We start from the raw sequence: 21333 nt of genomic DNA, 5'->3' as shown, positions 1-21333 counted from the left end.
GTCGTATCGTTCCGTCCTCGCCTGCCGTCCAACGAGGAGCTCCATCATGGCCGAAAGGATCCTTACGATGCCGCTTAGAGCCGCTGCCGCACTCATTTTGACCATCGCTCTGACCACAGGATGCTCCGCCATGCACGGTGACCCGAAGAATCCAGAGAAAAATCCTCATCCCGTCAAACGCTATGAAGTTACCGCCACAGTGGATTCGCCCGGACCGTGGGACTCAGTAAAGGGCGTGGTTTTTTTTGATGTCGTCAATGCGGAGTGCGTGCCCCAAGATACCTTTACTGGAGGTCGCAACGTTCCGAATACCAGTTACGATTTTGAAATGGTGCCCATTGGAAGAAACACGTGGCGTGGGTATTTTTATCGAGACGCCTTGCGAGATGATGATTATTTTGGAAAGGGGGTTTGTCACTGGGATGCGACTCAAGTTGCGCCTGACTTCAAGGTGGACGGAGTTGGATTCGGCTCATCCCAGTTGGTGGGTGATGCTCTTAGATCTCCGCAAACTGATTATTTTAGAAAAAGCGATCTTTCCGAACAGGTGAAAGATCTGGACAGTGCGCCCGCTTTCTCCGCCACGAGGCCTGAATATAAGAAGAATCCTGATGACTTCTTTCCAGTTACTTTGACTATAAAAGAGGCTAATCCATGAGCCTCGATCCGGAAGTTTCTGCTGCTGCGGCCGTTGATGCTTATGAGGATCGCTCGCGGATACAGGTGAGCAAGCAAAAGGAAGTGGATTTGCATGATCACAAATACAGGGTGTTCGGCTACGCGGCGAATCCAAGTGGGTTTCATGGCACGGCTTATCAAAGCGTGGCTACGGGTGAAATCATCATCGCCCCTCGCGGCACGGATCCGGATGTCTTGCATCACACCAGTGTCACGGTAAAGGACGCCATTGCCGATTACCGGATGGTCAGGGATCGCGTCAATCCACAAATGGACGACGCACGCTCTTTCGTCAGAGAAATACTCGACAAAGCCGAAAAGGCGGGTGTTCCCAGGGACAAGATCACACTCGCCGGTCACTCCCTGGCAGGTGCGGAGGTCGAGGTTCTGGCGTCGGAATTCGGGCTGCGAGGCATGACGATCAATGGGTACGGCGCCGTAGACCTGGGCTACGGCCTGCCTGAGGGTGGCGACAGGGTCATCAATTATGTGATGGCTGGCGACCCGGTAAGTGCAGCCAGTCGCCACTATGGACAGGTGGTGACACTCGCCAGTGATCAGGATCTGACGAAACTGCGTGGTGCACGCTACCTCGATGCAGATCCAGGTGTGATCGGGCCAAACCCGTTGCTAGCCATGAGCCTGGGTGATCACAGCGGCACCCATTTCACCGGCCCGGATAGCGTGTTGAAGCCGGAGAACATGGCGCACGCCAGGAAAAATTACGCGGAGAACAAGGCCGCCATCGACCATTTCCGAGGTGATGTGTACGACTCGCGCGCCGAGTTGGCGGTGGCATTGAACAGTACGGAACATCTGAATCTGGAATCCACTTACGCGCACTTGTCTCCACGGATGCAGCAGCAGCTGATGGAATATCACGCATCCCTGGTTGATTCATCGATCCGGGATGCGCTGGAGCACAACCGCGTCGTCGAGGGCGCCACGGGTGCCTTGGAGCAGGGCAGTGTCTTGTCTCAGGCTGGCGGCCAGTACGTGCAGCGGGGTGCTGATCAGTTGGCGGATGGTATCCGCTCGACGGGGCACGCCGTGCAGCAGCGGGCAGATGAGGCTTCACGTATCGCCTGGGCAGCTGCGCCGCTGGACCCAGGCGTTGCCGGTGGTGTCGCCCTGGGTGCGAAGGCTCTCGGTTTTGCTACGCATGTCGAAGCGGAGGGGCTGGCGCGGACCAGCCACCTCGCCGGCCAGGCCGCTCACGCTACGGGTCAATTCGTTGCCGGGTTGGGGCAGGAACTCAAGCATGGCGTGGAACAAGGCGTTCATGCCTATGCCAGTGCGGTGCAATCCGGGGTGCATCAGGCCGAGGCGACCCTGGTGCGCCGTATCGATAGCTCTATCGAAAACCACGCGCGGTTCGGAGAGATGGTGGATGCCGTCGGACATGCCTATTCAGATGTCAAACGGACGGTGTCACATGGGATTGATGCGGCGGAGCGAGCCGCTGGCGAAGCCTACGACGCCTTGTCACATCCAGGACGGTGGCTTGGACAGACGCCAGCGGCCTCGCAGCCGGCCGAGCCTTTACCCGACCAGGTCCGCGCCGTCGTTCCGGCCGATCCGGCTCACGAGGTCAGCGATCCGCGCCATCCAGACAGCACCAACCATGCGCTTTACAACGAGCTGCATCGACGTATTCCCGATGCTTCGGAAGCCCGTTTGCTGCAATTCACGGCTGCATGTCATGCGCACGAGATCACGGCGCATAACCTGCAACAGGTCCATTTCGACCGGGCCGGTGGTCAAATGCTGTTCCGGGGATCGGGCATGTTGGCCACGCCGGCCAGCGTCGATGTGAGGGTCCCGTCACCCCAGCCGCAGCAATCCATCCTGCAGATCCGGCAATACGATCAGCAGCCGCAAATGGCGGGCTGGGCCACGTCGCAAAGCGCGGCTATCCAGCAGGGGCCGGGGCTCGCCGGGCGGTAACTCGCGCAGGCGAAATCGCCGTCGTCGGCACGCCATGGCTGAACGATGCGTGCGCCATCCGCCGACAGACGCCATCCCGCGGTTTGCTAGCATTGCAGGATGACTTCCCCCGCTCTCGACCTGCTGCAAAGCGTTTTCGGTTATTCCAGTTTCCGCGGCCAGCAGCAGGCCGTGGTGGAGCATCTCAGCGAAGGCGGCGATGCGCTGGTGCTGATGCCCACGGGCGGCGGCAAATCGCTTTGCTACCAGGTGCCGGCGCTGCTGCGCCAGGGCACGGGCATCGTGGTGTCGCCGTTGATTGCGCTGATGCAGGATCAGGTCGACGCGTTGCGCGAAGCGGGCGTGGCCGCGGCGTTTCTCAATTCCAGCCTGGCGGCCGCCGAGCAGCGCGAGGTGGAGCGGCAGCTGGAAGCGGGCGAGCTGAACCTGCTTTACGTGGCGCCGGAGCGGCTGCTCACCGGCCGGTTCCTGGCTCAGCTTGAGCGCACCGAAGTGGCGTTGTTCGCCATCGACGAGGCGCATTGCGTCTCGCAGTGGGGCCACGATTTCCGGCCCGAATACCGTGAGCTGGCGATCCTGCAGCAGCGTTTTCCGCAGGTGCCACGCATCGCGCTCACCGCCACCGCCGACCCGCGCACGCGCGAGGAGATCGTGGAGCGGTTGTCGCTGCAGAACGCGCGCCAGTTCGTATCCAGTTTCGATCGGCCCAACATCGGCTACCGGGTGGGCCTGCGCCACAACGCCAAGCGCCAGCTGGGCGAATTCCTGCTGGGACATCAGGGCGAATCGGGCATCGTGTATTGCCTCAGCCGGCGCAAGGTGGACGACACCACCGCGTGGCTGGCCGAATCGGGCGTGGAGGCGCTGCCGTACCACGCCGGGCTGGATGCGGCGACGCGTGCGAAAAACCAGAAGCGCTTCCTGCGCGAGGACGGCGTGGTGATGGTCGCCACGGTGGCGTTCGGCATGGGCATCGACAAGCCCGATGTGCGCTTCGTGGCGCATCTGGATCTGCCGCGCAGCATCGAGGGCTATTACCAGGAAACCGGCCGCGCCGGTCGTGATGGTTTGCCGGCCGAAGCGTGGATGATCTACGGGCTGTCCGACGTGGTCACCATGAGCCAGATGATCGCGCAGTCCGAATCGGCCGATGAGCGCAAGCGCGTGGAGCGGCAGAAGCTGGAATCGCTGCTGGCGTATGCCGAAGCCACCGATTGCCGTCGGCAGTTGCTGCTGGGCGCGTTCGGTGAAAGTTATCCCGGCCCCTGCGGTCATTGCGACAACTGCATCGCGCCGCCTAAAACCTGGGATGCCACCGTGCCCGCGCAGAAGGCGCTGTCGGCGGTGTACCGCAGCGGCCAGCGTTTTGGTTCGGGCCATGTCATCGACATTCTGCGCGGCGAGGAAACCGAGCGCGTGCGCAGCCTGGGCCATCACCAGCTCAGCACCTTCGGCGTCGGCGCGGACATGGACGAGAAGCAGTGGCGCTCGGTGTTCCGCCAGTTGCTTGCGGCTGGTTTGCTGGAGGCCGATGCCGAAGGCTATGGCACCCTGCGCCTTACCGCCGCCAGCCGTGGTGTGCTCAGCGGCGGCCAATCGGTGAAGCTGCGCGAGGATGCGCGGCCCGAGCGCGCTGCCCGTCGTCGCCGCGACAGCAAGCTGGTCACGGGCGGCGGCAGTCTGGGCATCGAGGCTTACGAGCAGGACATGTGGGATGCCTTGCGCGCCGTGCGCACGCAACTGGCCAAACAGCAGGGCGTGCCGCCGTACGTGGTTTTCCACGACGCCACCTTGCTGGCGATGCTGCGCGCATTGCCCACCACCGAAGACGAACTGGCCACCATCAGTGGCGTGGGCGAAGCCAAGCTCAAGCGCTATGGCCGCGATTTCCTGGCGGTGATCAACGCGCAGGAATAGGCGGGCGGGCCTCGCCCCGCGCCTCGGGCAAAACAGCTAGGATTCGAAGACAGCCCGCCGGCATCCGGATGGGGCGCCGCCTTCTGGCCAGTTTTCCCGGATCGACCGCGGATGAAAAGAAAAGCCACATCGCTCGACATCGCCCACCTGGCCGGGGTTTCCCAGGCCACGGTGTCGCGGGCGCTCAGTGGCAGCACCCTGGTCAGCGCGGAAACCCGTCGGCGCATCCAGGCTGCGGCCGACCAACTCAACTACACGGTGGACAAGAACGCCTCCAGCCTGCGCCGCATGTACTCGGGCACGCTGGCGTTGCTGTTCTTCGAGGACCCCACGGCGGATGAGTCGCATATCAATCCGTTCTTCCTGTCGATGCTGGGCTCGATCACCCGCGCCTGCGCGCGGCAGGGCTACGACCTGCTGATTTCGTTCCAGCAGTTCTCGCGCGACTGGCATGCCGATTTCGCCGACAGCAAGAAAGCCGACGGCATCATCCTGCTGGGTTACGGCGATTACCTGGCCTATCGCGACAAGCTGGAAAAGCTGGTGGCGCAAGGCACGCATTTCGTGCGTTGGGGCGCGGTGCTGCCCAACCAGCCCGGCGTTTCCATCGGCTGCGACAATTTTCGCGGCGGCCAGGCGGTGGCTGAGCACCTGCTGGAACGCGGCCGTCGCCGCATCGCCTTCCTGGGCGACGCGACCAGCCACTACCCGGAGTTCTTCGAGCGCTACCGCGGTTACGTCGATGCCTTGCAACGGGCGGGTTTGCCGGTCGAGGCCTCGCTGCAGGTCAACGCCGAAAGCACCGAGCAATCGGGCTACGAGGCGATGCGCACGCTGATCAGCCGCGCCACGCCGTATGACGCGGTGTTTGCCGCCAGCGACCTGATCGCCATCGGCGCCCTGCATGCACTGGGCGACCACGGCCTGCAGGTGCCCCAGGATGTCGCGCTGGCCGGCTTCGACGACATCGCCACCGCCAGCTTCGTCAGCCCGCCGCTGACCACCGTGTTGCAGGACACCAAGCGTGCCGGCGAAGTGCTGGTGGACAGCCTGCTGAGCCAGATCCGCGGCGAGCCGGTGGAAAGCGCAGTGCTGCCGGTGAAGCTGATGGTGCGGCGTTCGAGCGGGGGATGAAGCCGCTCCCACCGTACGCGCGACTCAGCGCGCCTTGGGCTTCAGTCGCACGTAGATCTGCTTGCGCACGCGGGCGATCACCTTGCCGCTACTGGTGACCACCTCGGTTTCGAACCAGCGCAGCACCTTTTCGCCGTTCGCCGCCGCGGCGCGCAATTCATCCACCACGGCCGGTTCCAGCTTGAAATGCGCGTAGACGTCCTCGCGCCCGGGTGCCACGAAGTCGATCGCGGCGGCCTTGTCCCATACGTAGTAGTCGCTGCCCAACTGGTGCATCACCAGCAGCATCCAGAACGGGTCGGTCATGGCGAACAGGTTGCCGCCGAACTGGCTTTTCACATAGTTGCGATTCCACGGGCGCAGGTGCAATACCACGCGCGTCTCGCGCCAGTCGTCGCTGAGCATTTGCAGCCGCATGCTGTTGCACAGGAACGGCGGCCAGAGGTTGAACAGGCGACGGAAGGTGGAGGCGCGCATGAGGGCTCGGTGATTGGGAGAGATGGACGCGAGAATGGGGCGGGAAGCATTCCCTCCAACCGTTCGGACTGAGCGTAGCCGCGCAGCGGCGAAGTCGAAGTCTTCCTCGGCCATGCCCTTCGACTTCACCGCTGCGCGGCTACGCTCAGGGTGATCGGTGAGGAGCGACGCTCGTGCTGCTCCTCAAACCATCAAAACAACAGCGACGCCATCTTGCGCCGGTAACGACCCACCACGTCCGCATCATCCAGCGTGGTAAACGCGGCAAGCAGACGCTTCTTGGCCTGGCCGTCGTTCCAGTCCCGTGCCTTCTGCAGGATGACCAGAAACTGGTCGAGGCCGGCTTCGACGTCGCCTTCGAGCAACAGGCGCACGCCCAACTGGTCGCGTGCTTCCCAGTCGTTGCCGTCGGCTTCCACGCGTTGCTGCAGCGTAGTCAGCTCGGGCGCGCTTTTCAGCGCATGGGCTAGATCCAGTTCGCTGCGCAGGCGTACGGCGCGGGCGTCGGTGGCCAGGTTGACGGGCAGGGCGGCTAGTTCCGCTTCGGCGGCGGCGGTCTGGCCGACGCGCAGCAGGGCCAGGGCCAGGTCGAGTTTCAGCTCGGCCTTGTCCGGCTCGGCGGCGATCGCCTGCTGGATGCGCCCCAGCGCCTGCTCGGGGGTTTCCGGGGTGGCGTCGTCCAGCCCGTCATCGGTGGCTTCCAGCGGCTGCACGTGGCGCGACAGGAACTCGCGCAACTGGCCTTCCGGCAGCGCGCCGGCGAAGCCGTCCAGCACCTGGCCGTCCTTCACCATCACCACAGTCGGGATGCTCTTGATGCCGAACATGCCGGCCAGTTCCTGTTGCTGGTCCACGTCGACCTTGCCCAGCCGGAAGGCGCCGTTGTACTCGGCGGCGAGCTTTTCCAGCATCGGCCCCAGCGTCTTGCACGGCTCGCACCAGGGCGCCCAGAAATCCACCAGCACGGGTGTGGTCAGCGAGGCCTGCAATACATCGGCTTCGAAGGTCTGCGTATCGACGTCGAAAACAACAGGCAATGTGGGGGCGTCAGTCACGGGTAACTCCAGCTTGGCGGATGCCGATTCAGATCAGGGCGCCGCCCAGCATATCAACCGCGCGACCGCATCTGAGCGCGTTCACGGCGGATTTGCGAGAATTGCGCGGTCGCCGCATCCGCGGCCGGCAGGGGTTGGAGTGCATGGGCACGACGTCCGAAGCGTTGATCGTCTGCGAACATTGCGACACGGTGCACCAGCGGCTGGCGCTTTCGCGCGGCGAGGTGGCGCGTTGCGCGCGTTGCGGCAAGGTGTTGCAGCGCCATTACCGGTTGAGCACGAACGCGATGCTGGCGCTGATCGTCACCGCGCTGATCGTGTTCGTGCAGGCCAACATGTGGCCGATCGTGATGCTGGGACTCAGCGGCCAGCACAGCAGCTCCACGTTGTGGGGCGTGATCATCGCGATGTGGCGCGAGGACGCGGGCATCGTCTCGGTGCTGGTGGCGGCCACGCTGTTTTTCCTGCCGTTGCTGAAGATGCTGCAGTTGGGCTGGCTGCTGTGGTTTGCCCGGCAAGGCCGTCGCGCGCCGGGCTTCGTGCCGATGATGGTGGGGTTGCATTACCTGAACCCGTGGACGATGAGCGAGGTGTTCGTGCTGGGCGCGCTGGTGGCGATCGTCAAGGCGCACACGTATTTCGACGTGACACCGGAGCCGGGTATCTATGCCTACGCGGTGTTGACCGTGCTGATCACCGTGTTCGCCGGCATCGATCTGCGGCAGTTGTGGCGTACACCCGAGGTCGCTGCATGAACGCGTTGCCGCGCGCCGCCGAGCTGGGCCTGATCGGCTGCCATGTGTGCGGGCTGGTGTGTCGCGATGCGCATGCCGCTGCCGGTGCGGCCGAGGTCGTGGCGTGCCCGCGCTGCGGCGTGGCGCTGCATCGGCGCAAGCCGGCCAGCTATTCGCGTACGTGGGCGCTGCTGATTGCCGCCTTCATCATGTACATCCCCGCCAACGTGGTGCCGATCATGCGCACCGCCAGCCTCAATGACATCGACGACAACACCATCATCAGCGGCGTGGTGGAGTTGTGGAAGAATGGATCGCCGAACCTGGCGATCATCGTGTTCACCGCCAGCATCGTGGTGCCCATGCTGAAGTTCCTGGCGCTGGGCACGCTGCTGGTCAGCAGCCGGCGCGGCAGCAACTGGGCGCGGCAGCAGCGCGCCGGCCTGTACCGGCTGGTGGAGCTGGTGGGCTACTGGTCGATGCTGGATGTGTTCGTGGTTTCACTGCTGACCGCGCTGGTGCGCTTCAGCGTATTGAGCCGGGTGGAACCGTTGCCCGGGGTGATTTATTTCGGCCTGACCGTGGTCTTGACCATGCTGGCTTCGATGAGCTTCGATCCACGATTGATCTGGGACGGCAAGGACACCGATGACTGACGAAAACCGCACTGATCAGGACCTGCCCGAGCGCGAGAACCTGCCGCGGCCGGTGGTGAAGCGTCGGCGCGTCAGCGTTTCGCTGATCTGGCTGATCCCGGTGCTGGCGGCCGTGATCGCGTTGTCGCTGGTGGTCAACAGCTGGCTGCAGGCCGGCCCCGAAGTCACCATCAGCTTCCAGAGCGCCGAAGGCCTGGATGCCGGCAAGACGCCGGTGAAATACAAGAACGTGGTGATCGGCCGGGTCAGCAAGATCCGGCTCAGCGAAGACCGCAGCCATGTGCTGGTGCGGGTGGCGCTGGAGAAGAGCGCCGAAGGTTTCGCCACCCGCGATACCCGCTTCTGGGTGGTGCGCCCGCGCATCGGCCTGGGCGGCGTGTCCGGCATCGACACGCTGCTGTCAGGTGCGTTCATCGGCGCGGACGTGGGCGATTCGAAGGAGTCGCGGTACACCTTCAAGGGCCTGGAGAGCCCGCCGGCCGTCAACCACGGCGCACCGGGCCGCAGCTTCGTCCTGCACAGCGACGATCTCGGTTCGCTGGACATCGGCTCGCCGGTCTACTACCGGCGCATCCAGGTGGGCCGCGTGGCGTCGTACCAGCTGGACAAGGATGGCAAGGGCGTCTCGCTAAACATCTTCGTGGACGGCCCCAACGACCGCTTCGTCACCACCGATTCCCGCTTCTGGAATGCCAGCGGCGTGGACGTGTCGATCGGCGCCAACGGCCTGAAACTCAACACCCAGTCGCTGGCCACGGTGCTGGCCGGTGGCGTGGCCTTCCAGGACCCGCCGGGGCCGCATGACAGCACGCCGGCGGCGGAAGACACGGAATACAGGCTGTTCAGCGAGCGCGCCCTGGCGATGGCGCCACCCGATGGCGAGCCGCGCTACTTGCGCATGCGCTTCGAGCAATCGGTGCGTGGGCTGGCGGTGGATGCACCGGTGGAGTTCCTGGGCATCAACATCGGCAAGGTGGTGTCGGTGCGGCTGGACTACGACGAGAAGAAGGGTCGTTTCCCGGTGGTGGTGGGCGCGGTGGTCTATCCCCAGCGTCTGGGCAGCGCCTACGACAAGCTGGAGGCGTTGGCCAAGGCGCGCGGTGAAAAGGCCGACCTGGCGCAGTTGATGGCGCCGCTGATCGCCCATGGCCTGCGCGCGCAGGCACGCACCGGCAACCTGCTGACCGGCCAGTTGTACGTGGCGCTCGACTTCGTGCCGCATACGCCGAAGGTGGCCTTCGACGCCAATGCCACGCCGCTGACCATCCCCACCGCGCCGGGCAGTTTCGACAAGCTGCAGGAGCAACTGGCGGGCATCGTCGCCAAGCTCGACAAGATCCCGTTCGAGAGCATTGGCAAGCATCTGGACCAGACCCTGGCCAGCCTCAATAGCACGCTCAAGCAGGTCAACGCGCAGACCCTGCCGGCGTTCCGCGACACGCTCGAGGGTGTTAAGAAGACCATGGGCACCGCCGACGATGCGCTGTCCGGCGACTCGCCGTTGCAGCAGAACCTCAACTCGACCTTGCAGCAGGTACAGCGCATGGCGCGTTCACTGCGCGTGCTCACCGATTACCTCGGTGGTCATCCCGAGGCCCTGATCCGCGGCCGCGCCGACGACAAGCCCGTCAGCCCGCCCGCCAGTGCCGCGCCCGAACCCACCGTCCAACCCGGCCAGGGGAGCCAGCCATGATCCGCATCCGAACACGCCTGCATGGGCTGACCCTGGGCCTGCTGCTGGCCGGGTGCGCCTCCGCGCCGCTGCATTACTACACCTTGGTGGCACCGGCCGGTGGAGCGGAACCGGTGGCCGCCGCCTCACCGCTGTCGTTCGAACTGATGCCGGTGAACGTGCCAGCGCAGGTGGATCAACCGCAGCTGGTGGTGCGCGAAGGCGGCCAGGGTGTGGCGCTGTTGGGCAGCGAGCGCTGGATCGCGCCGCTGGCCGACGAGGTGCGCGGCGCATTGTCGGCGGATCTGGTGCGGCAACTGCATGGCGCCGACCTCAGCGGCATGGCGGTCGGTGAAAAGCCGCGGCTGCGGATCAAGCTGGACGTACGCCGCTTCGATTCCGCACCCGGCGCCTACGCGCTGATCGACGCGGCCTGGAGCGTGCGTGCGGCCGCCGGCGATTCGCCCGCCGCGCTGGCCTGCACCACCCGCGTTCGCGAGGCCGTGGGGGCGGGCTATCCCGCGCTGGTGCAGGGCCATCAACGGGCGATCGCGCAGATCGCAGCGCAGATCGCCACCGCCGCGCGTGCGCTGGCGGACGGGCAGAAAGCGGCCTGCCCGGCGGCGTGACGGTGCGCCGCAGGCTTGGCGCAGGGGCTGCGCTGGGCTAGTCTGATCCGTTCGCTGCAGCCGACTTTCGCCAGGCTGGGCTCATCGCACAACGGCACCGGAATCATGCAGGACATTCAAGACCCGAACTCCCCCCGCCAGGACGCCACCCAGGACGCCACCGGGCAGGGATATCGCCCGCAGGTCGTGGAGGCGGCGGCGCAGCAGTACTGGAATGCCCAGCACGCGTACGAAGTCAGCGAAGACGACAGCCGACCGAAGTTCTATTGCCTGTCGATGCTGCCGTACCCCTCCGGCGCGCTGCACATGGGCCACGTGCGCAACTACACCATCAGCGACGTCATCAGCCGCTACCAGCGCATGCAGGGCAAGAATGTGCTGCAGCCGATGGGCTGGGACGCGTTCGGCCTGCCCGCCGAAAACGCCGCCATCAAGAACCACACCGCGCCGGCCAAGTGGACCTACGCCAACATCGACCACATGCGCAGCCAGCTGAAATCGCTGGGCTACGCGATCGACTGGACCCGCGAGTTCGCCACCTGCCACCCGGATTACTACCGCTGGGAACAGTTGATGTTCACCCGGCTGCTGAAAAAGGGCCTGGCCTACCGCAAGAACGCGGTGGTGAACTGGGACCCGGTCGACCAGACCGTGCTTGCCAACGAGCAGGTGATCGACGGCCGCGGCTGGCGCTCCGGCGCGGTGGTGGAAAAGCGCGAGATCCCGCAGTGGTTCCTGAAGATCACCGATTACGCGCAGGACCTGCTGGACGGCCTGGACACGCTGCCGGGCTGGCCCGACGCGGTGAAAACCATGCAGCGCAACTGGATCGGCCGCAGCGAAGGGCTCGAGATCCACTTCGCGGTGGAGGGTGAGACCGAGCCGCTGAGCGTGTTCACCACCCGTCCCGACACGCTGATGGGCGTGACCTTCCTGTCGATCGCCGCCGAGCATCCGCTGGCGCTGAAGGCGGCACTGGGCAATGAGCAACTGGCGAGCTTCATCGCCGAGCTGAAACACGGCGGTGTCTCCGAGGCGGAGCTGGAGACCCAGGACAAGCGCGGCATGGACACCGGCCTGCGCGCGATCCACCCGGTCACCGGCGAACCGGTGCCGGTATGGGTGGCCAACTTCGTGCTGATGGGCTACGGCACCGGCGCGGTGATGGCGGTGCCCGCGCACGACCAGCGCGACTGGGAATTCGCCCAGCGCTATCTGCTGCCGATCAAGATGGTGGTGGTCGACCGCAGCGTGCTCGACGCGGTGCGCGAAATCGGCCACGACCTGTCGCGTGGCGTCGGTGCCGATCCGATGCGCGCGGCGCTGGGCGGCAGCGACACCGACGCCTACGAGACCCGGTCGGCGGTGCAGGTGGTCGAGGATTTCGAGCAGCGCATCCTGACCCAGTGCGCGTTCACCGAGCACGGCGTGCTGGTGAATTCGGGCGACTACGACGGCATGGATTTCCAGCAGGCGCTGGATGCACTCGCCAAGCGGCTGGAGGCCACGGGCCAGGGCCAGCGCCGGGTCAACTGGCGCCTGCGCGACTGGGGCGTCAGCCGCCAGCGCTACTGGGGCTGCCCGATCCCGGTAATCTACTGCGCCGCCTGCGGCGCGGTGCCGGTGCCGGAAGACCAGTTGCCGGTGGTGTTACCCGAGGACGTGGTGCTGATGGGCACCGGCTCGCCGATCAAGGCCGACCCCGAGTGGCGCAAGTGCTCCTGCCCGCAATGCGGCGGCGCGGCCGAGCGCGAAACCGACACCTTCGACACCTTCATGGAATCGAGCTGGTACTACGCCCGCTACACCAGCCCCGGCGCCCAGGGCCAGGTCGATGCGCGCGCCAACTACTGGCTGCCGGTCGACCAATACATCGGCGGCATCGAGCACGCGATCCTGCACCTGCTGTACTTCCGCTTCTATCACAAGCTTTTGCGCGACGCGGGCCTGGTGCATTCGGACGAGCCAGCGCAAAACCTGCTGTGCCAGGGCATGGTGATCGCCGAGACGTTCTACCGCGACAACGCCGACGGCTCGAAGGACTGGATCAACCCGTCCGCGGTCGAGGTGCAGCGCGACGAGCGCGGCCGCGTCACCGGCGCGGTGCTGATCGCGGACGGCAAGCCGGTGCAGATCGGCGGCATCGAAAAGATGTCCAAATCGAAAAACAACGGCATCGACCCGCAGACCATGGTGGAGAAATACGGCGCCGACACCGTGCGCCTGTTCTCGATGTTCGCCGCGCCGCCGGAGCAGTCGCTGGAATGGAGCGAAGCCGGCGTGGAAGGCATGGCCCGGTTCCTGAAGCGGCTGTGGCGTGAAGTGAGCACGCATGTTGCGGGGCCTGATCACGCGGTGGTCGATCCCGCCGCGCTGGATGCCGGCCAGAAAGCCCTGCGCCGCCAGCTTCACGAAACCATCCAGAAAGTCAGCGACGATTTCGGTCGCCGCCACGCGTTCAACACCGCGATCGCGGCGTTGATGGAACTGCTGAACGCGCTGAACAAGTTCAACGACAGCAGCGAGCAGGGCCGCGCCGTGCGCCACGAGGCGCTGGAGGCGATGGTGCTGCTGCTGAACCCGGTGGTGCCGCACGTCAGCCATGCGCTGTGGCAACTGCTGGGTCATGCCGAAACCGTGTTGGAGAATGTGGCCTGGCCGTCCGTGGACAGTGCCGCGCTGGTGCGCGACAGCGTGACCTTGGCGGTGCAGATCAACGGCAAGCTGCGCGCCACCATCGAGCTGCCCGCAGGCGCCTCGAAGGAAGAGGCCGAGGCGCTGGCGCGCGCCCAACCGCAGGTGGTCAACTTCCTGCAGGAGATGACCGTGCGCAAGGTCATCGTGGTGCCCGGCAAGATCGTCAACATCGTTGCAGGATGAACCCATGAATGTCACCCAGTTTGGCCGTCTGTTTCGTCCCCTGCTGATGTTGCTGGTCGCCACGGTGGTGACCGCCTGCGGCTTCCACCTGCGCCAGACCGCCGCGCTGCCGGCGTCGATGCAGCGCGTTCACCTGGACATGCGTGGCGGTGATTTCCAGCGCAGCCTGACCCGCGCGCTGCAGCATTCGGGCGTCACCATCGAGGACGACAGCGGCCCCGGTATCGCCGAGCTGCGGGTGCCGGTGGCGACATTCAGCACCGACCAGGTATCGGCCGGCGGCTACGTGCGCATCACCGAGTACGCGATCCGCTACGAGGTGAGGTTCGACGTGGTCGACGGCGCCGGCAATGCGCTGGTGCCCACGCAGACGATCACCATGTCGCGCGAATACAGCTACGACGCCGGCAACACCATCGGCGACGCGTCGCAGGTGCAGGAAATCCAGCGCAGCCTCAACGATGACATGGTGCAGGCGATCCTGTTCCGGCTGCAGGCCGCCAGCAAACACCAGCTGGCCGCGCCGGCGCCGGCTGCCAGCACGCACTGATGCCGCTGAGTCCCGGCCAATGGCAGAAGGCGCTGGCGGCCGATCGCCTGGACGCGGTGTACATGCTGGCCGGTGAGCAGTTGCTGGTGCTGGAAGCGGCCGACGCCTTGCGTGCACGTGCCCGTGAACTGGGCTACGGCGAACGCGAGGTGTTCGATGTGGGCCAGCATTTCGACTGGAACGACCTGGCCCGTGCCGGCGCCAGCATGTCGCTGTTCGCCAGCCGACGCCTGATCGACCTGCGCCTGCCCACCGGCCGGCCGGGTGTCGAGGGCGCCAAGGCAATCACTGCGTTCTGCGCCGATCCACCGCCGGACGTGACCTTGCTGGTCACGGCGATGGAGTGGAGCAGCAAGCACGACGGCGCCTGGAGCCGCAAGCTGGACACCAGCGGCACCATGGTGGTGTTCAACGCACCGCGGCCCGGCGAGTGGAGCAGCTGGATCGGTGCGCGGCTGGCCTCGCGCGGCTTGTCCGCCACGCCTGACGCCATCGCGCTGCTGGCCGAGCGCGTCGAAGGCAACCTGCTGGCCGCCGCGCAGGAAATCGACAAGCTGGCCGTACTGCACGGCGAGGGCCGCATCGACGCCGCCGAGATGGAAACGCTGGTGGCCGACAGCGCCCGCTACGACGTGTTCAAGCTCACCGACGCCGCGTTCCTGGGCGATGGCGCCCGCGCGCTGCGCATTCTCGCCGGCCTGCGTTCGGAAGGCGATGAACTGCTGGCGCTGATGGGCTGGCTGGTGAACCAGTTGCAGTTGGCGCTGCGGCTGGCCAACGCGCAGAACTTCGCCGCGCAGGCCAAGGCCGAACGCTTGTGGCAGGCGCGCGAGCAACTGTTCCGCCAGGCCCTGCGCCGCGCCCCGCGCGATCATTGGCTGCAATGCCTGGCCCGTGCCTCGCGCATCGACCGCATGGTGAAAGGCCGCGAAGCCGGCAACCCGTGGCAGGAAGCCGAACGCCTCATCGCCGCCATCGCCGAGCCGCGCGCCGCGCGGGCGCTGGCGTAACTTCAGCGTGAAACCCCTCGCGCTCTTCGGCGGCACCTTCGACCCCGTGCATCTGGGCCACCTCAGCGTGGCGTGGGAAGCGGCCGAGCTGCTGGATGCCGAAGTGCGGCTGATGCCCGCCAGCATCCCGCCGCACCGCCAGCCGCCGATCGCCAGCGCCGCGCAACGCGTAGCGATCCTGCGCGCCGCGCTGCAGGGTCAGTCGCGATTGAGTCTGGATACACGCGAGCTGGATCGCGCAGGTCCCTCGTTTACCGTCGACACCTTGACCGGCCTGCGCGCCGAGCAGGGCGCGCGACCGCTGGTGCTGCTGATCGGCGCCGATGCGTTCGCCAACCTCGCCAGCTGGGATCGCTGGCGCGAGTTGTTCGAGATTGCGCACATCGGCGTGCTCAGCCGGCCTGGCGTTTCATCGATCCTGCCGCCCGAGCTGGAAGAGGCGGTGACCGGTCGTCGCGTCACCACGGCGGACGCGTTGCGCGATCAGCCGGCGGGCAAGGTGATCGAACTGGCGGTGACGCCGCTGGAAATCTCGGCCACCCGCATCCGCGAGTTGCTGGCGGCGGGGCGGGACCCACGCTACCTGCTGCCGTGCGGTGTGTTCGACGATCCCGCGCTGCTGGCGCCGTATCGGCAGTAGCGACGGCTCAGGCCGCCGTGCTGGCCCATACGCTGTTCGGTTGATCGCGGCGCGCCCGCCGCGCCACGGCACGGGCCAACGAGGCAAAGGCGAAAGCCATCGCCAGCGCACCCACGTCGATGGCGAACAACGCACCATGCCCCGCCGCCGCGCTGCGCCACAGCCACCAGCCGGTGGCGATGCCGTGGACCACCGGCACGAGTGCGGTAACGATCGCCGCCAGCCACAACAGCTCGCGCGCCGCCTTCACTGGCGCCCGTCGTGCGGCCCACAGCGCGCACAAGGCCCAGCTCGCGAAGCAGACCCAGCGCTGACCGGCAGCCACGTCCCAACCCAGCATGGGCAGGATCTGCGCCGCCACGAACGCGGCGGAAATCGCCACGCAAACACCGATGCAGATGCCCACCGTGGCGCGCGCCATGCCCAGTTGTGCACGGCCCTGTTCCGCCTGCCGTCGCTTGCGGCGCGATTCGATCCACAGCAGGTTGCCGGAATAGAACAGGAACGCCCCGCCCAGCCCCAGCAGGAAGTACAACCAGCGCACGGCGGCGCCGCCGTAATCGGCGAAATGCAGCGCATACGCGGCGGCCAGGGTGGCGTGATTGGCGTCGCGCGAACCCGGCAGCTGCGTGGCCAGCACCGCGCCGCTGACCGCGTCCAGCGCCACCGAGCCGCCACCCAGCGCGTGCGGTGAACTGCCGGTGATCTCGACCACGGCGTGCGCGTCACCGGCATGGGCCAGCTTGAGATAACCCGGCTGGAACGCGGCATCGCCATGCTCGCGTGCCACCGTGATCGAGCGCGCATGCCAAGTGGCCAGTGGCGCCAGTGGTGCCGCAACGCCAGCCTTGGCGACCGTCGGTGCGGTATTCATCGCCGCTGCCGAGGCCGCCATCAGTTTGCCCTCGTAGATCAGCGGATTCAGCGCCAGCATCGCCACCAGCAGCAGGCACAGCACCGCGCCGGTGACGGCAAACATCACGTGGAACGGCAGGCTCAGCACGCCGATGACGTTGTGCGTGTCCTGCCAGAAGCGCTTGAGATTGCGCCCGGGGCGCAGCGCGAACAGGTCCTTCGCCAGCCGTGGCAGATGGATCACGAAACCGGACACCAGCGCCACGCCGTACAGCAGGCTGACCACGCCCATCAACCAGGTGCCCACCTGCGGAATGCCCAGCGCGTAATGCAGCTCGTTGATCAGCTCGGGCAGCGGTGCGACGCCGGGTTCGACGGTGCTGCCGGTGGTGTTGCCCGGCGAGGCAAACAGCCAGGTGCCGTCGCTGTCCTGCCAGTAGGCCATCGGCTGCGCCAGCTCGTAGCCGGGAAAGGTCATGCCCACGTGATCGCGCGCTTCGGGGTGCTGCGCCAGCACTTCGTCGAGCAGCTGTTGCGCATCGGCCAGCGTGGCGGTCGACGGCGTGGCATGCGGGTTCGCCCAGCGCTGCACATCCGGCTGGAACACCGTGATCGCGCCGGCGTAGAACGCCACGAACAGCGCGAACCCGGCCACCAGCCCCATCCACGAATGCAGGCTGGTGAAGGTGCGCAAGGTGGTGGGCTTCAATTTCATGTGGGCAACTTCATGGTGACAACCTCAGCGGACCCAGCCGGACAGCTGCAACAACCACAGCAGGCCCAGCCCGAGCAGCGCCAGCGCACTCAGCCAGCGCCACGCGCGAGCGCCACTGGGGAAACGGAACGCCGCGCAGATCACGCCGATCCACACCGGGAAAAACGCCAGCAGACCCACCACGATGGTCGACTGCCATGCACCAGGCAGCAGCCAGCAACCCAGCCCGACCAGCGCGGCGGCGAGAAAGAAACCCGGCAGCACACCGGCGCTGGCGCGCGCCCACATCAGTGCGATGCCTCGCCGGCGTGGGGATTATCCCCGTTGCACATCACTCTTTCTCCACTGCGGTGACATCCGCGGCCGGCGTGCCGAAGAACATCGCCAGCCACGGCTGCGCCATCAGGCCCAGCATGCCGCTGGCCAGCGTGGCACATAGCCCGACCGCGATGCCGGCCACACCGATCCAGCACGCCAGCGACAGCAGCATCAAGACGCTGCCGGCGATGCGCGCCGCGCGCGAGTGGCCGCGCAGCGCGGACCACATGCAATGCGGCGAGCCGGCGTACCAGGCGATGGCGGCGCACACCGCGAGCACGAAGCCGAGCAGGCTGATCATCGCGCCACCTTACCAGCGGTAGCGCGCGCTGACGGTCACGCTGCGCTCGTAGCCGTAGTAGCACCACGCGGCGCTGTTGCAGGCGGAGACGTACTCCTTGTCGAACAGGTTGCTGGCATTCAACTGCAGCCGCCAGTCGCCCACGTCGTAATGCACGGCGGCGTCGAACAGGGTGTACGAAGGCGTCTTCCACTCGTTGTAGATGTCGCCGTAATGGCTGCCGATGTAGCGCACGCCGCCGCCGAAACCGAGGCCCGCCAGCGGCCCGGCGACCACGGTGTAATCAAGCCCCAGCGAAGCCTGCTGTTTGGGCAACAGCGCGATCTGCTTGCCCAGCGAGGGCAGGTCGTTGGTGCGGGTGACTTCCGAATCGCTCCAGGTGTAGCCGCCGTAGATGGCCAGGTGCGTGCCGAGATTCCAGCGGCCTTCCAGCTCCACGCCGCGCAACCGCGTTTCGCCCTGCTGCACCTGGAACAGTGCATGGTTCGGGTCGACCGTCAGCGAGTTCTGCTGGGTGATCTGGTAGGCCGCCAGGGTGACCAGGCCGTTGCCGCCGGCGGGCTGGTATTTGAGGCCGGCTTCGTACTGGTCGCCGGTAGTGGGTTTGAACGCGTTGCCGTCGAAGTTCGTGCCTACCGTGGGCTGGAACGAATGCGACCACGACACGTACGGTGCCAGTCCGTTGTCGAACAGGTAGTTGATGCCCACGCGGCCGGAGAACGCGCGGTCGGTCTGACCGGCGCTGGTGCCGGCCAGCTGGTTGTCGGTGTCGGTGCGGACATGATCCTGGCGCCCGCCCGCGGTGATGCTCCAGCGGCCGACCTTGATCTGGTCCTGCAGATAGACGCCCAGTTGCGACTGCACCTGCACGGTGTGGACGGTGTACGCAGGCACGGTGACCGGGCTGCCGTAGACCGGGTCGAACACGTCCAGCCCGCCAACGCCGAAGTCGAACGCGGAGGCGTAGTCGTCGTTGGCGCGGCGGTAGTCCACGCCGGCCAGCAGCGTGTGCTGCACGCGGCCGTTGTCGAACACGTATTGCAGGTTGTTGTCGACGCCGAAGGTCCTGGTGTGGTTCTCGTTCGGGAACAGGTAGCGCAGCAGGGTGCGGCCGTCGCCGAGCAGGCCGAAGGCGCCCACGTTGGCGCCGTTGTTGTCCACGTCGGCGGTGCCGTAGCGCAGGTTCTGGTTGAACGCCAGGCCGTTGGCGAAGTCGTGGTGGAATTCGTAGCCGATCGAGGCCAGCGTCTTGTCGTAGTCGTTCTGGCCCGGCTCGCCGGTGAAGCGGTCGCGCGGGATCTTGCCGTGCGGGCTGGGCAGCAAGGTGCCTTCCGCGGGCAGGAAGCCGGCGCCGGAGGCGGTCTCGGCCTTCTGGTAGCGCGACAGCACGGTCAACGAGGTGTTGTCGTCCGGCTTCCAGGTCAGCGCGGGGGCGAGGTAGTAGCGGTCGTCCTTGATGTAGTCGGTCATGGTGTCGCTGTTGCGGGCCAGGCCGGTGAGGCGATAGAGCAGCGTGCCCGAATCGTTCAGCGGGCCGGCGAAATCGAACGTGCCCTGGCGCAAGTCGAAACTGCCCACCTCCACGCCCACTTCGTGCAGCGGCTGCGCGGTGGGGCGCTTGCTCACCATGTTGACCATGCCGCCGGGCGGCATCGCGCCGTAAACCACCGACGACGGGCCCTTGATCACCTCCAGCCGCTCCAGCCCGTAGGGCTCGATACGGGTGATGCTGGTGCCCGAACCTTCGGGCAGCGCCAAACCGTCGAGATAGCGGGCGGGAGTGAAGCCGCGCACCAGCATCCAGTCGCTGCGCGCGTCGGCACCGTAGCCGCCGCCTTGGGCGCCGGCGGTGTACCACACGGCCTCCTCGATGCCTTGGATGCCGCGCTGGCTCAATTGCTCGGCGGTGATCACCGACACCGACTGCGGGATCTCGATGATCGGCGTGTCGGTCTTGGTCACCGAATCGCTTTCCCGCGCGATCGGCGCCGTGACTTGCACGCCCGACAGCGCGGTGGCGGATTGCGGTGTGGATGCGTCGGCGTCATCGGCGTGGGCCGGAGTCACCATCGTCAGTGCGGCGAGCAGCGGCACGCCGAGCAGGGCGGCGCGGATGGCACGGTGTAGGGATGAGTGGCGGCGCGCAGCGGCGGTCGGAGCGGGGGACGATGACATGGAGGCCCTGTTTCTGAGACGTGGGAGAGGCAGCCGCGCAAGCGCCGCGTGGTCGATGGATCGACCGCGCCAGGCGCGCGAGGTTGTTTCCGCACTGCCAAGACGACGGTGAGCAACCGGCGTATCGGAAGTGAGAATGATTCTTATTGTAGAAGTGGGCGCGACGGACGGCAATTGCGCCCGCGTCACTTTTTGCGGGGGATCCACGCGGGAACGCACGCCACGCAAGGCGTGGCGCGCTTCGGTCGGGGTGCGTCGTTTCAGCGCACCCGCATCGCGACGTGCTGGGCTGGGCTCAGGCGGCGTGCGGAATGAAGTGCAGCGCCGCCGAGTTCATGCAGTAGCGCAGGCCGGTGGGCCGCGGGCCGTCGTTGAAGACATGGCCCAAGTGGCCGCCGCAGCAGGCGCAGTTGATGGCCGTGCGTTGCATGCCGAACTGGTGGTCGCTGTGGCGGGTGACATTGGTGCGGGCGATCGGCTGGTAGAAGCTGGGCCAGCCGGTGCCGGAGTGGAACTTGGTGGCCGCGTCGTACAGCGCGGTGCCGCAACCGGCGCAGCGGTACAGGCCGGGCGCGAACAGGTTCCAATAGGCGCCGGTGAACGCCCGCTCGGTACCCGCCTGGCGCAGGATGCCGAATGCCGGCGGCGACAGCCGCTGCCGCCACTGCGCGTTGCTGAGCACCAGCCTGGGCACCTCGCGCGCACCGAGGTCGCGGCCGTCGTCGGCGAAAATCTCCAGCAACACCTTGCCCGGCTTGCCGACCGGTGTAGCGGCGGCCGCGAACAACCTCGGCGCCAGCAGACCACCGCCCACCGCCAGCACGGCGCCACCGGTCAGTGCGGCGCGCAGAAAGCGGCGCCGGTCCATCGCGAGGGTTTCATCGATGCGTGACATGGCTTGCCTCCGTTGGGACGTGGATCGGCACTTCGGTAGGAGCGGCTTCAGCCGCGACGCTCTTGGCTTGGGTCCGCGAAAAGCGGTCGCGACTG

The 21333-nt window shown here is 66.4% G+C and carries 19 protein-coding genes; 12 read left to right on the top strand and 7 right to left on the bottom strand.

The features are described from left to right. Positions 1 to 46 precede the first annotated feature (46 nt). The 4 genes from ASD22_RS16390 (at position 47) to ASD22_RS08005 (ending at position 5676) form a co-directional block, all read left to right on the top strand. Complete coding sequence (locus ASD22_RS16390) at positions 47 to 658, top strand: hypothetical protein (RefSeq protein WP_235577591.1); 612 nt, start codon at positions 47 to 49, stop codon at positions 656 to 658. Further along, the gene (locus ASD22_RS08015) at positions 655 to 2625 is read left to right on the top strand and encodes a hypothetical protein (protein WP_056081533.1); all 1971 of its coding nucleotides are present in this window, start codon (positions 655 to 657) and stop codon (positions 2623 to 2625) included. Before ASD22_RS16390 ends, ASD22_RS08015 begins: the two co-directional genes overlap by 4 nt. A 99-nt stretch (positions 2626 to 2724) precedes the next feature. Then, complete coding sequence (gene recQ, locus ASD22_RS08010; RefSeq protein ID WP_056081530.1) at positions 2725 to 4542, top strand: DNA helicase RecQ; 1818 nt, start codon at positions 2725 to 2727, stop codon at positions 4540 to 4542. A 111-nt stretch (positions 4543 to 4653) separates the two neighbouring features. Beyond that, positions 4654 to 5676: a LacI family DNA-binding transcriptional regulator gene (locus ASD22_RS08005; protein ID WP_056081527.1), complete on the top strand. Its 1023-nt coding sequence runs from the start codon at positions 4654 to 4656 to the stop codon at positions 5674 to 5676. A gap of 24 nt (positions 5677 to 5700) precedes the next feature. Here ASD22_RS08005 and ASD22_RS08000 read toward each other — a convergent pair whose 3' ends face one another. Together ASD22_RS08000 and trxA are read right to left on the bottom strand one after the other, a co-directional pair. After that, positions 5701 to 6153, bottom strand: coding sequence for a DUF4442 domain-containing protein (locus ASD22_RS08000; RefSeq protein WP_056081524.1), 453 nt, complete (start codon positions 6151 to 6153; stop codon positions 5701 to 5703). Positions 6154 to 6344: 191 nt separating this feature from the next. Continuing rightward, positions 6345 to 7208, bottom strand: a complete 864-nt coding sequence (trxA, locus tag ASD22_RS07995) for a thioredoxin (protein ID WP_056081521.1) — start codon at positions 7206 to 7208, stop codon at positions 6345 to 6347. 143 nt (positions 7209 to 7351) lie between these two features. On the opposite strand from trxA, the gene ASD22_RS07990 reads away from it, so the two are divergent. The 8 genes from ASD22_RS07990 (at position 7352) to nadD (ending at position 15979) form a co-directional block, all read left to right on the top strand. Beyond that, the gene (locus ASD22_RS07990) at positions 7352 to 7963 is read left to right on the top strand and encodes a paraquat-inducible protein A (protein WP_056081519.1); all 612 of its coding nucleotides are present in this window, start codon (positions 7352 to 7354) and stop codon (positions 7961 to 7963) included. Then, the gene (locus ASD22_RS07985) at positions 7960 to 8598 is read left to right on the top strand and encodes a paraquat-inducible protein A (RefSeq protein WP_056081515.1); all 639 of its coding nucleotides are present in this window, start codon (positions 7960 to 7962) and stop codon (positions 8596 to 8598) included. The genes ASD22_RS07990 and ASD22_RS07985 overlap by 4 nt, the downstream gene beginning before the upstream one ends. Next, a complete protein-coding gene (locus ASD22_RS07980; RefSeq protein WP_056081513.1) occupies positions 8591 to 10291 on the top strand; it encodes an MlaD family protein in 1701 nt (566 codons plus the stop codon). Before ASD22_RS07985 ends, ASD22_RS07980 begins: the two co-directional genes overlap by 8 nt. Further along, a complete protein-coding gene (locus tag ASD22_RS07975; RefSeq protein ID WP_056081510.1) occupies positions 10288 to 10899 on the top strand; it encodes a PqiC family protein in 612 nt (203 codons plus the stop codon). Before ASD22_RS07980 ends, ASD22_RS07975 begins: the two co-directional genes overlap by 4 nt. A gap of 105 nt (positions 10900 to 11004) precedes the next feature. After that, the gene (gene leuS / locus ASD22_RS07970; protein ID WP_056081508.1) at positions 11005 to 13779 is read left to right on the top strand and encodes a leucine--tRNA ligase; all 2775 of its coding nucleotides are present in this window, start codon (positions 11005 to 11007) and stop codon (positions 13777 to 13779) included. 4 nt (positions 13780 to 13783) lie between these two features. Next, on the top strand, positions 13784 to 14329 hold the full coding sequence (lptE, locus tag ASD22_RS07965) for an LPS assembly lipoprotein LptE (protein WP_056081505.1): 546 nt from the start codon (positions 13784 to 13786) through the stop codon (positions 14327 to 14329). Next, positions 14329 to 15339 carry a DNA polymerase III subunit delta gene (holA, locus tag ASD22_RS07960; RefSeq protein WP_056081491.1) on the top strand — a complete coding sequence of 337 codons (1011 nt, stop codon included), beginning with the start codon at positions 14329 to 14331 and terminating at the stop codon, positions 15337 to 15339. The genes lptE and holA overlap by 1 nt, the downstream gene beginning before the upstream one ends. Positions 15340 to 15346: 7 nt before the next feature. Next, the gene (nadD, locus tag ASD22_RS07955) at positions 15347 to 15979 is read left to right on the top strand and encodes a nicotinate-nucleotide adenylyltransferase (RefSeq protein WP_056081488.1); all 633 of its coding nucleotides are present in this window, start codon (positions 15347 to 15349) and stop codon (positions 15977 to 15979) included. A 7-nt stretch (positions 15980 to 15986) separates the two neighbouring features. Here the strand turns inward: nadD and ASD22_RS07950 are convergent, their stop codons facing one another. From ASD22_RS07950 to msrB, 5 genes are all read right to left on the bottom strand, one after another. After that, positions 15987 to 17549, bottom strand: a complete 1563-nt coding sequence (locus ASD22_RS07950; RefSeq protein WP_056081485.1) for a PepSY-associated TM helix domain-containing protein — start codon at positions 17547 to 17549, stop codon at positions 15987 to 15989. A 24-nt stretch (positions 17550 to 17573) separates the two neighbouring features. Continuing rightward, positions 17574 to 17837 carry a hypothetical protein gene (locus tag ASD22_RS07945; protein ID WP_056081482.1) on the bottom strand — a complete coding sequence of 88 codons (264 nt, stop codon included), beginning with the start codon at positions 17835 to 17837 and terminating at the stop codon, positions 17574 to 17576. 43 nt (positions 17838 to 17880) lie between these two features. Continuing rightward, on the bottom strand, positions 17881 to 18168 hold the full coding sequence (locus ASD22_RS07940; protein WP_056081479.1) for a hypothetical protein: 288 nt from the start codon (positions 18166 to 18168) through the stop codon (positions 17881 to 17883). A gap of 9 nt (positions 18169 to 18177) precedes the next feature. Beyond that, positions 18178 to 20343, bottom strand: a complete 2166-nt coding sequence (locus tag ASD22_RS07935; RefSeq protein ID WP_056081477.1) for a TonB-dependent siderophore receptor — start codon at positions 20341 to 20343, stop codon at positions 18178 to 18180. Positions 20344 to 20638: 295 nt separating this feature from the next. Continuing rightward, entirely contained in the window at positions 20639 to 21238 is a 600-nt protein-coding gene (gene msrB, locus ASD22_RS07930) for a peptide-methionine (R)-S-oxide reductase MsrB (RefSeq protein WP_056081474.1), read from the bottom strand. Positions 21239 to 21333: the final 95 nt, after the last annotated feature.

The sequence above is a fragment of the Rhodanobacter sp. Root480 genome, assembly GCF_001426645.1.
In the GTDB taxonomy this organism is placed as follows: Bacteria; Pseudomonadota; Gammaproteobacteria; order Xanthomonadales; family Rhodanobacteraceae; genus Rhodanobacter; species Rhodanobacter ginsenosidimutans.
This window is presented reverse-complemented; position numbering and strand designations above follow the sequence as displayed.

Coding starts and splice junctions, on each gene's coding strand:
- ASD22_RS08015 (WP_056081533.1), top strand. CDS start 655: ATGAGCCTCGATCCGGAAGTTTCTGCTGCTGCGGCCGTTGATGCTTAT.
- ASD22_RS07990 (WP_056081519.1), top strand. CDS start 7,352: ATGGGCACGACGTCCGAAGCGTTGATCGTCTGCGAACATTGCGACACG.
- ASD22_RS07935 (WP_056081477.1), bottom strand. CDS start 20,343: ATGTCATCGTCCCCCGCTCCGACCGCCGCTGCGCGCCGCCACTCATCC.
- recQ (WP_056081530.1), top strand. CDS start 2,725: ATGACTTCCCCCGCTCTCGACCTGCTGCAAAGCGTTTTCGGTTATTCC.
- ASD22_RS16390 (WP_235577591.1), top strand. CDS start 47: ATGGCCGAAAGGATCCTTACGATGCCGCTTAGAGCCGCTGCCGCACTC.
- ASD22_RS07980 (WP_056081513.1), top strand. CDS start 8,591: ATGACTGACGAAAACCGCACTGATCAGGACCTGCCCGAGCGCGAGAAC.
- lptE (WP_056081505.1), top strand. CDS start 13,784: ATGAATGTCACCCAGTTTGGCCGTCTGTTTCGTCCCCTGCTGATGTTG.
- ASD22_RS08000 (WP_056081524.1), bottom strand. CDS start 6,153: ATGCGCGCCTCCACCTTCCGTCGCCTGTTCAACCTCTGGCCGCCGTTC.
- ASD22_RS07940 (WP_056081479.1), bottom strand. CDS start 18,168: ATGATCAGCCTGCTCGGCTTCGTGCTCGCGGTGTGCGCCGCCATCGCC.
- ASD22_RS08005 (WP_056081527.1), top strand. CDS start 4,654: ATGAAAAGAAAAGCCACATCGCTCGACATCGCCCACCTGGCCGGGGTT.
- msrB (WP_056081474.1), bottom strand. CDS start 21,238: ATGTCACGCATCGATGAAACCCTCGCGATGGACCGGCGCCGCTTTCTG.
- holA (WP_056081491.1), top strand. CDS start 14,329: ATGCCGCTGAGTCCCGGCCAATGGCAGAAGGCGCTGGCGGCCGATCGC.
- ASD22_RS07985 (WP_056081515.1), top strand. CDS start 7,960: ATGAACGCGTTGCCGCGCGCCGCCGAGCTGGGCCTGATCGGCTGCCAT.
- ASD22_RS07975 (WP_056081510.1), top strand. CDS start 10,288: ATGATCCGCATCCGAACACGCCTGCATGGGCTGACCCTGGGCCTGCTG.
- leuS (WP_056081508.1), top strand. CDS start 11,005: ATGCAGGACATTCAAGACCCGAACTCCCCCCGCCAGGACGCCACCCAG.
- ASD22_RS07945 (WP_056081482.1), bottom strand. CDS start 17,837: ATGTGGGCGCGCGCCAGCGCCGGTGTGCTGCCGGGTTTCTTTCTCGCC.
- ASD22_RS07950 (WP_056081485.1), bottom strand. CDS start 17,549: ATGAAATTGAAGCCCACCACCTTGCGCACCTTCACCAGCCTGCATTCG.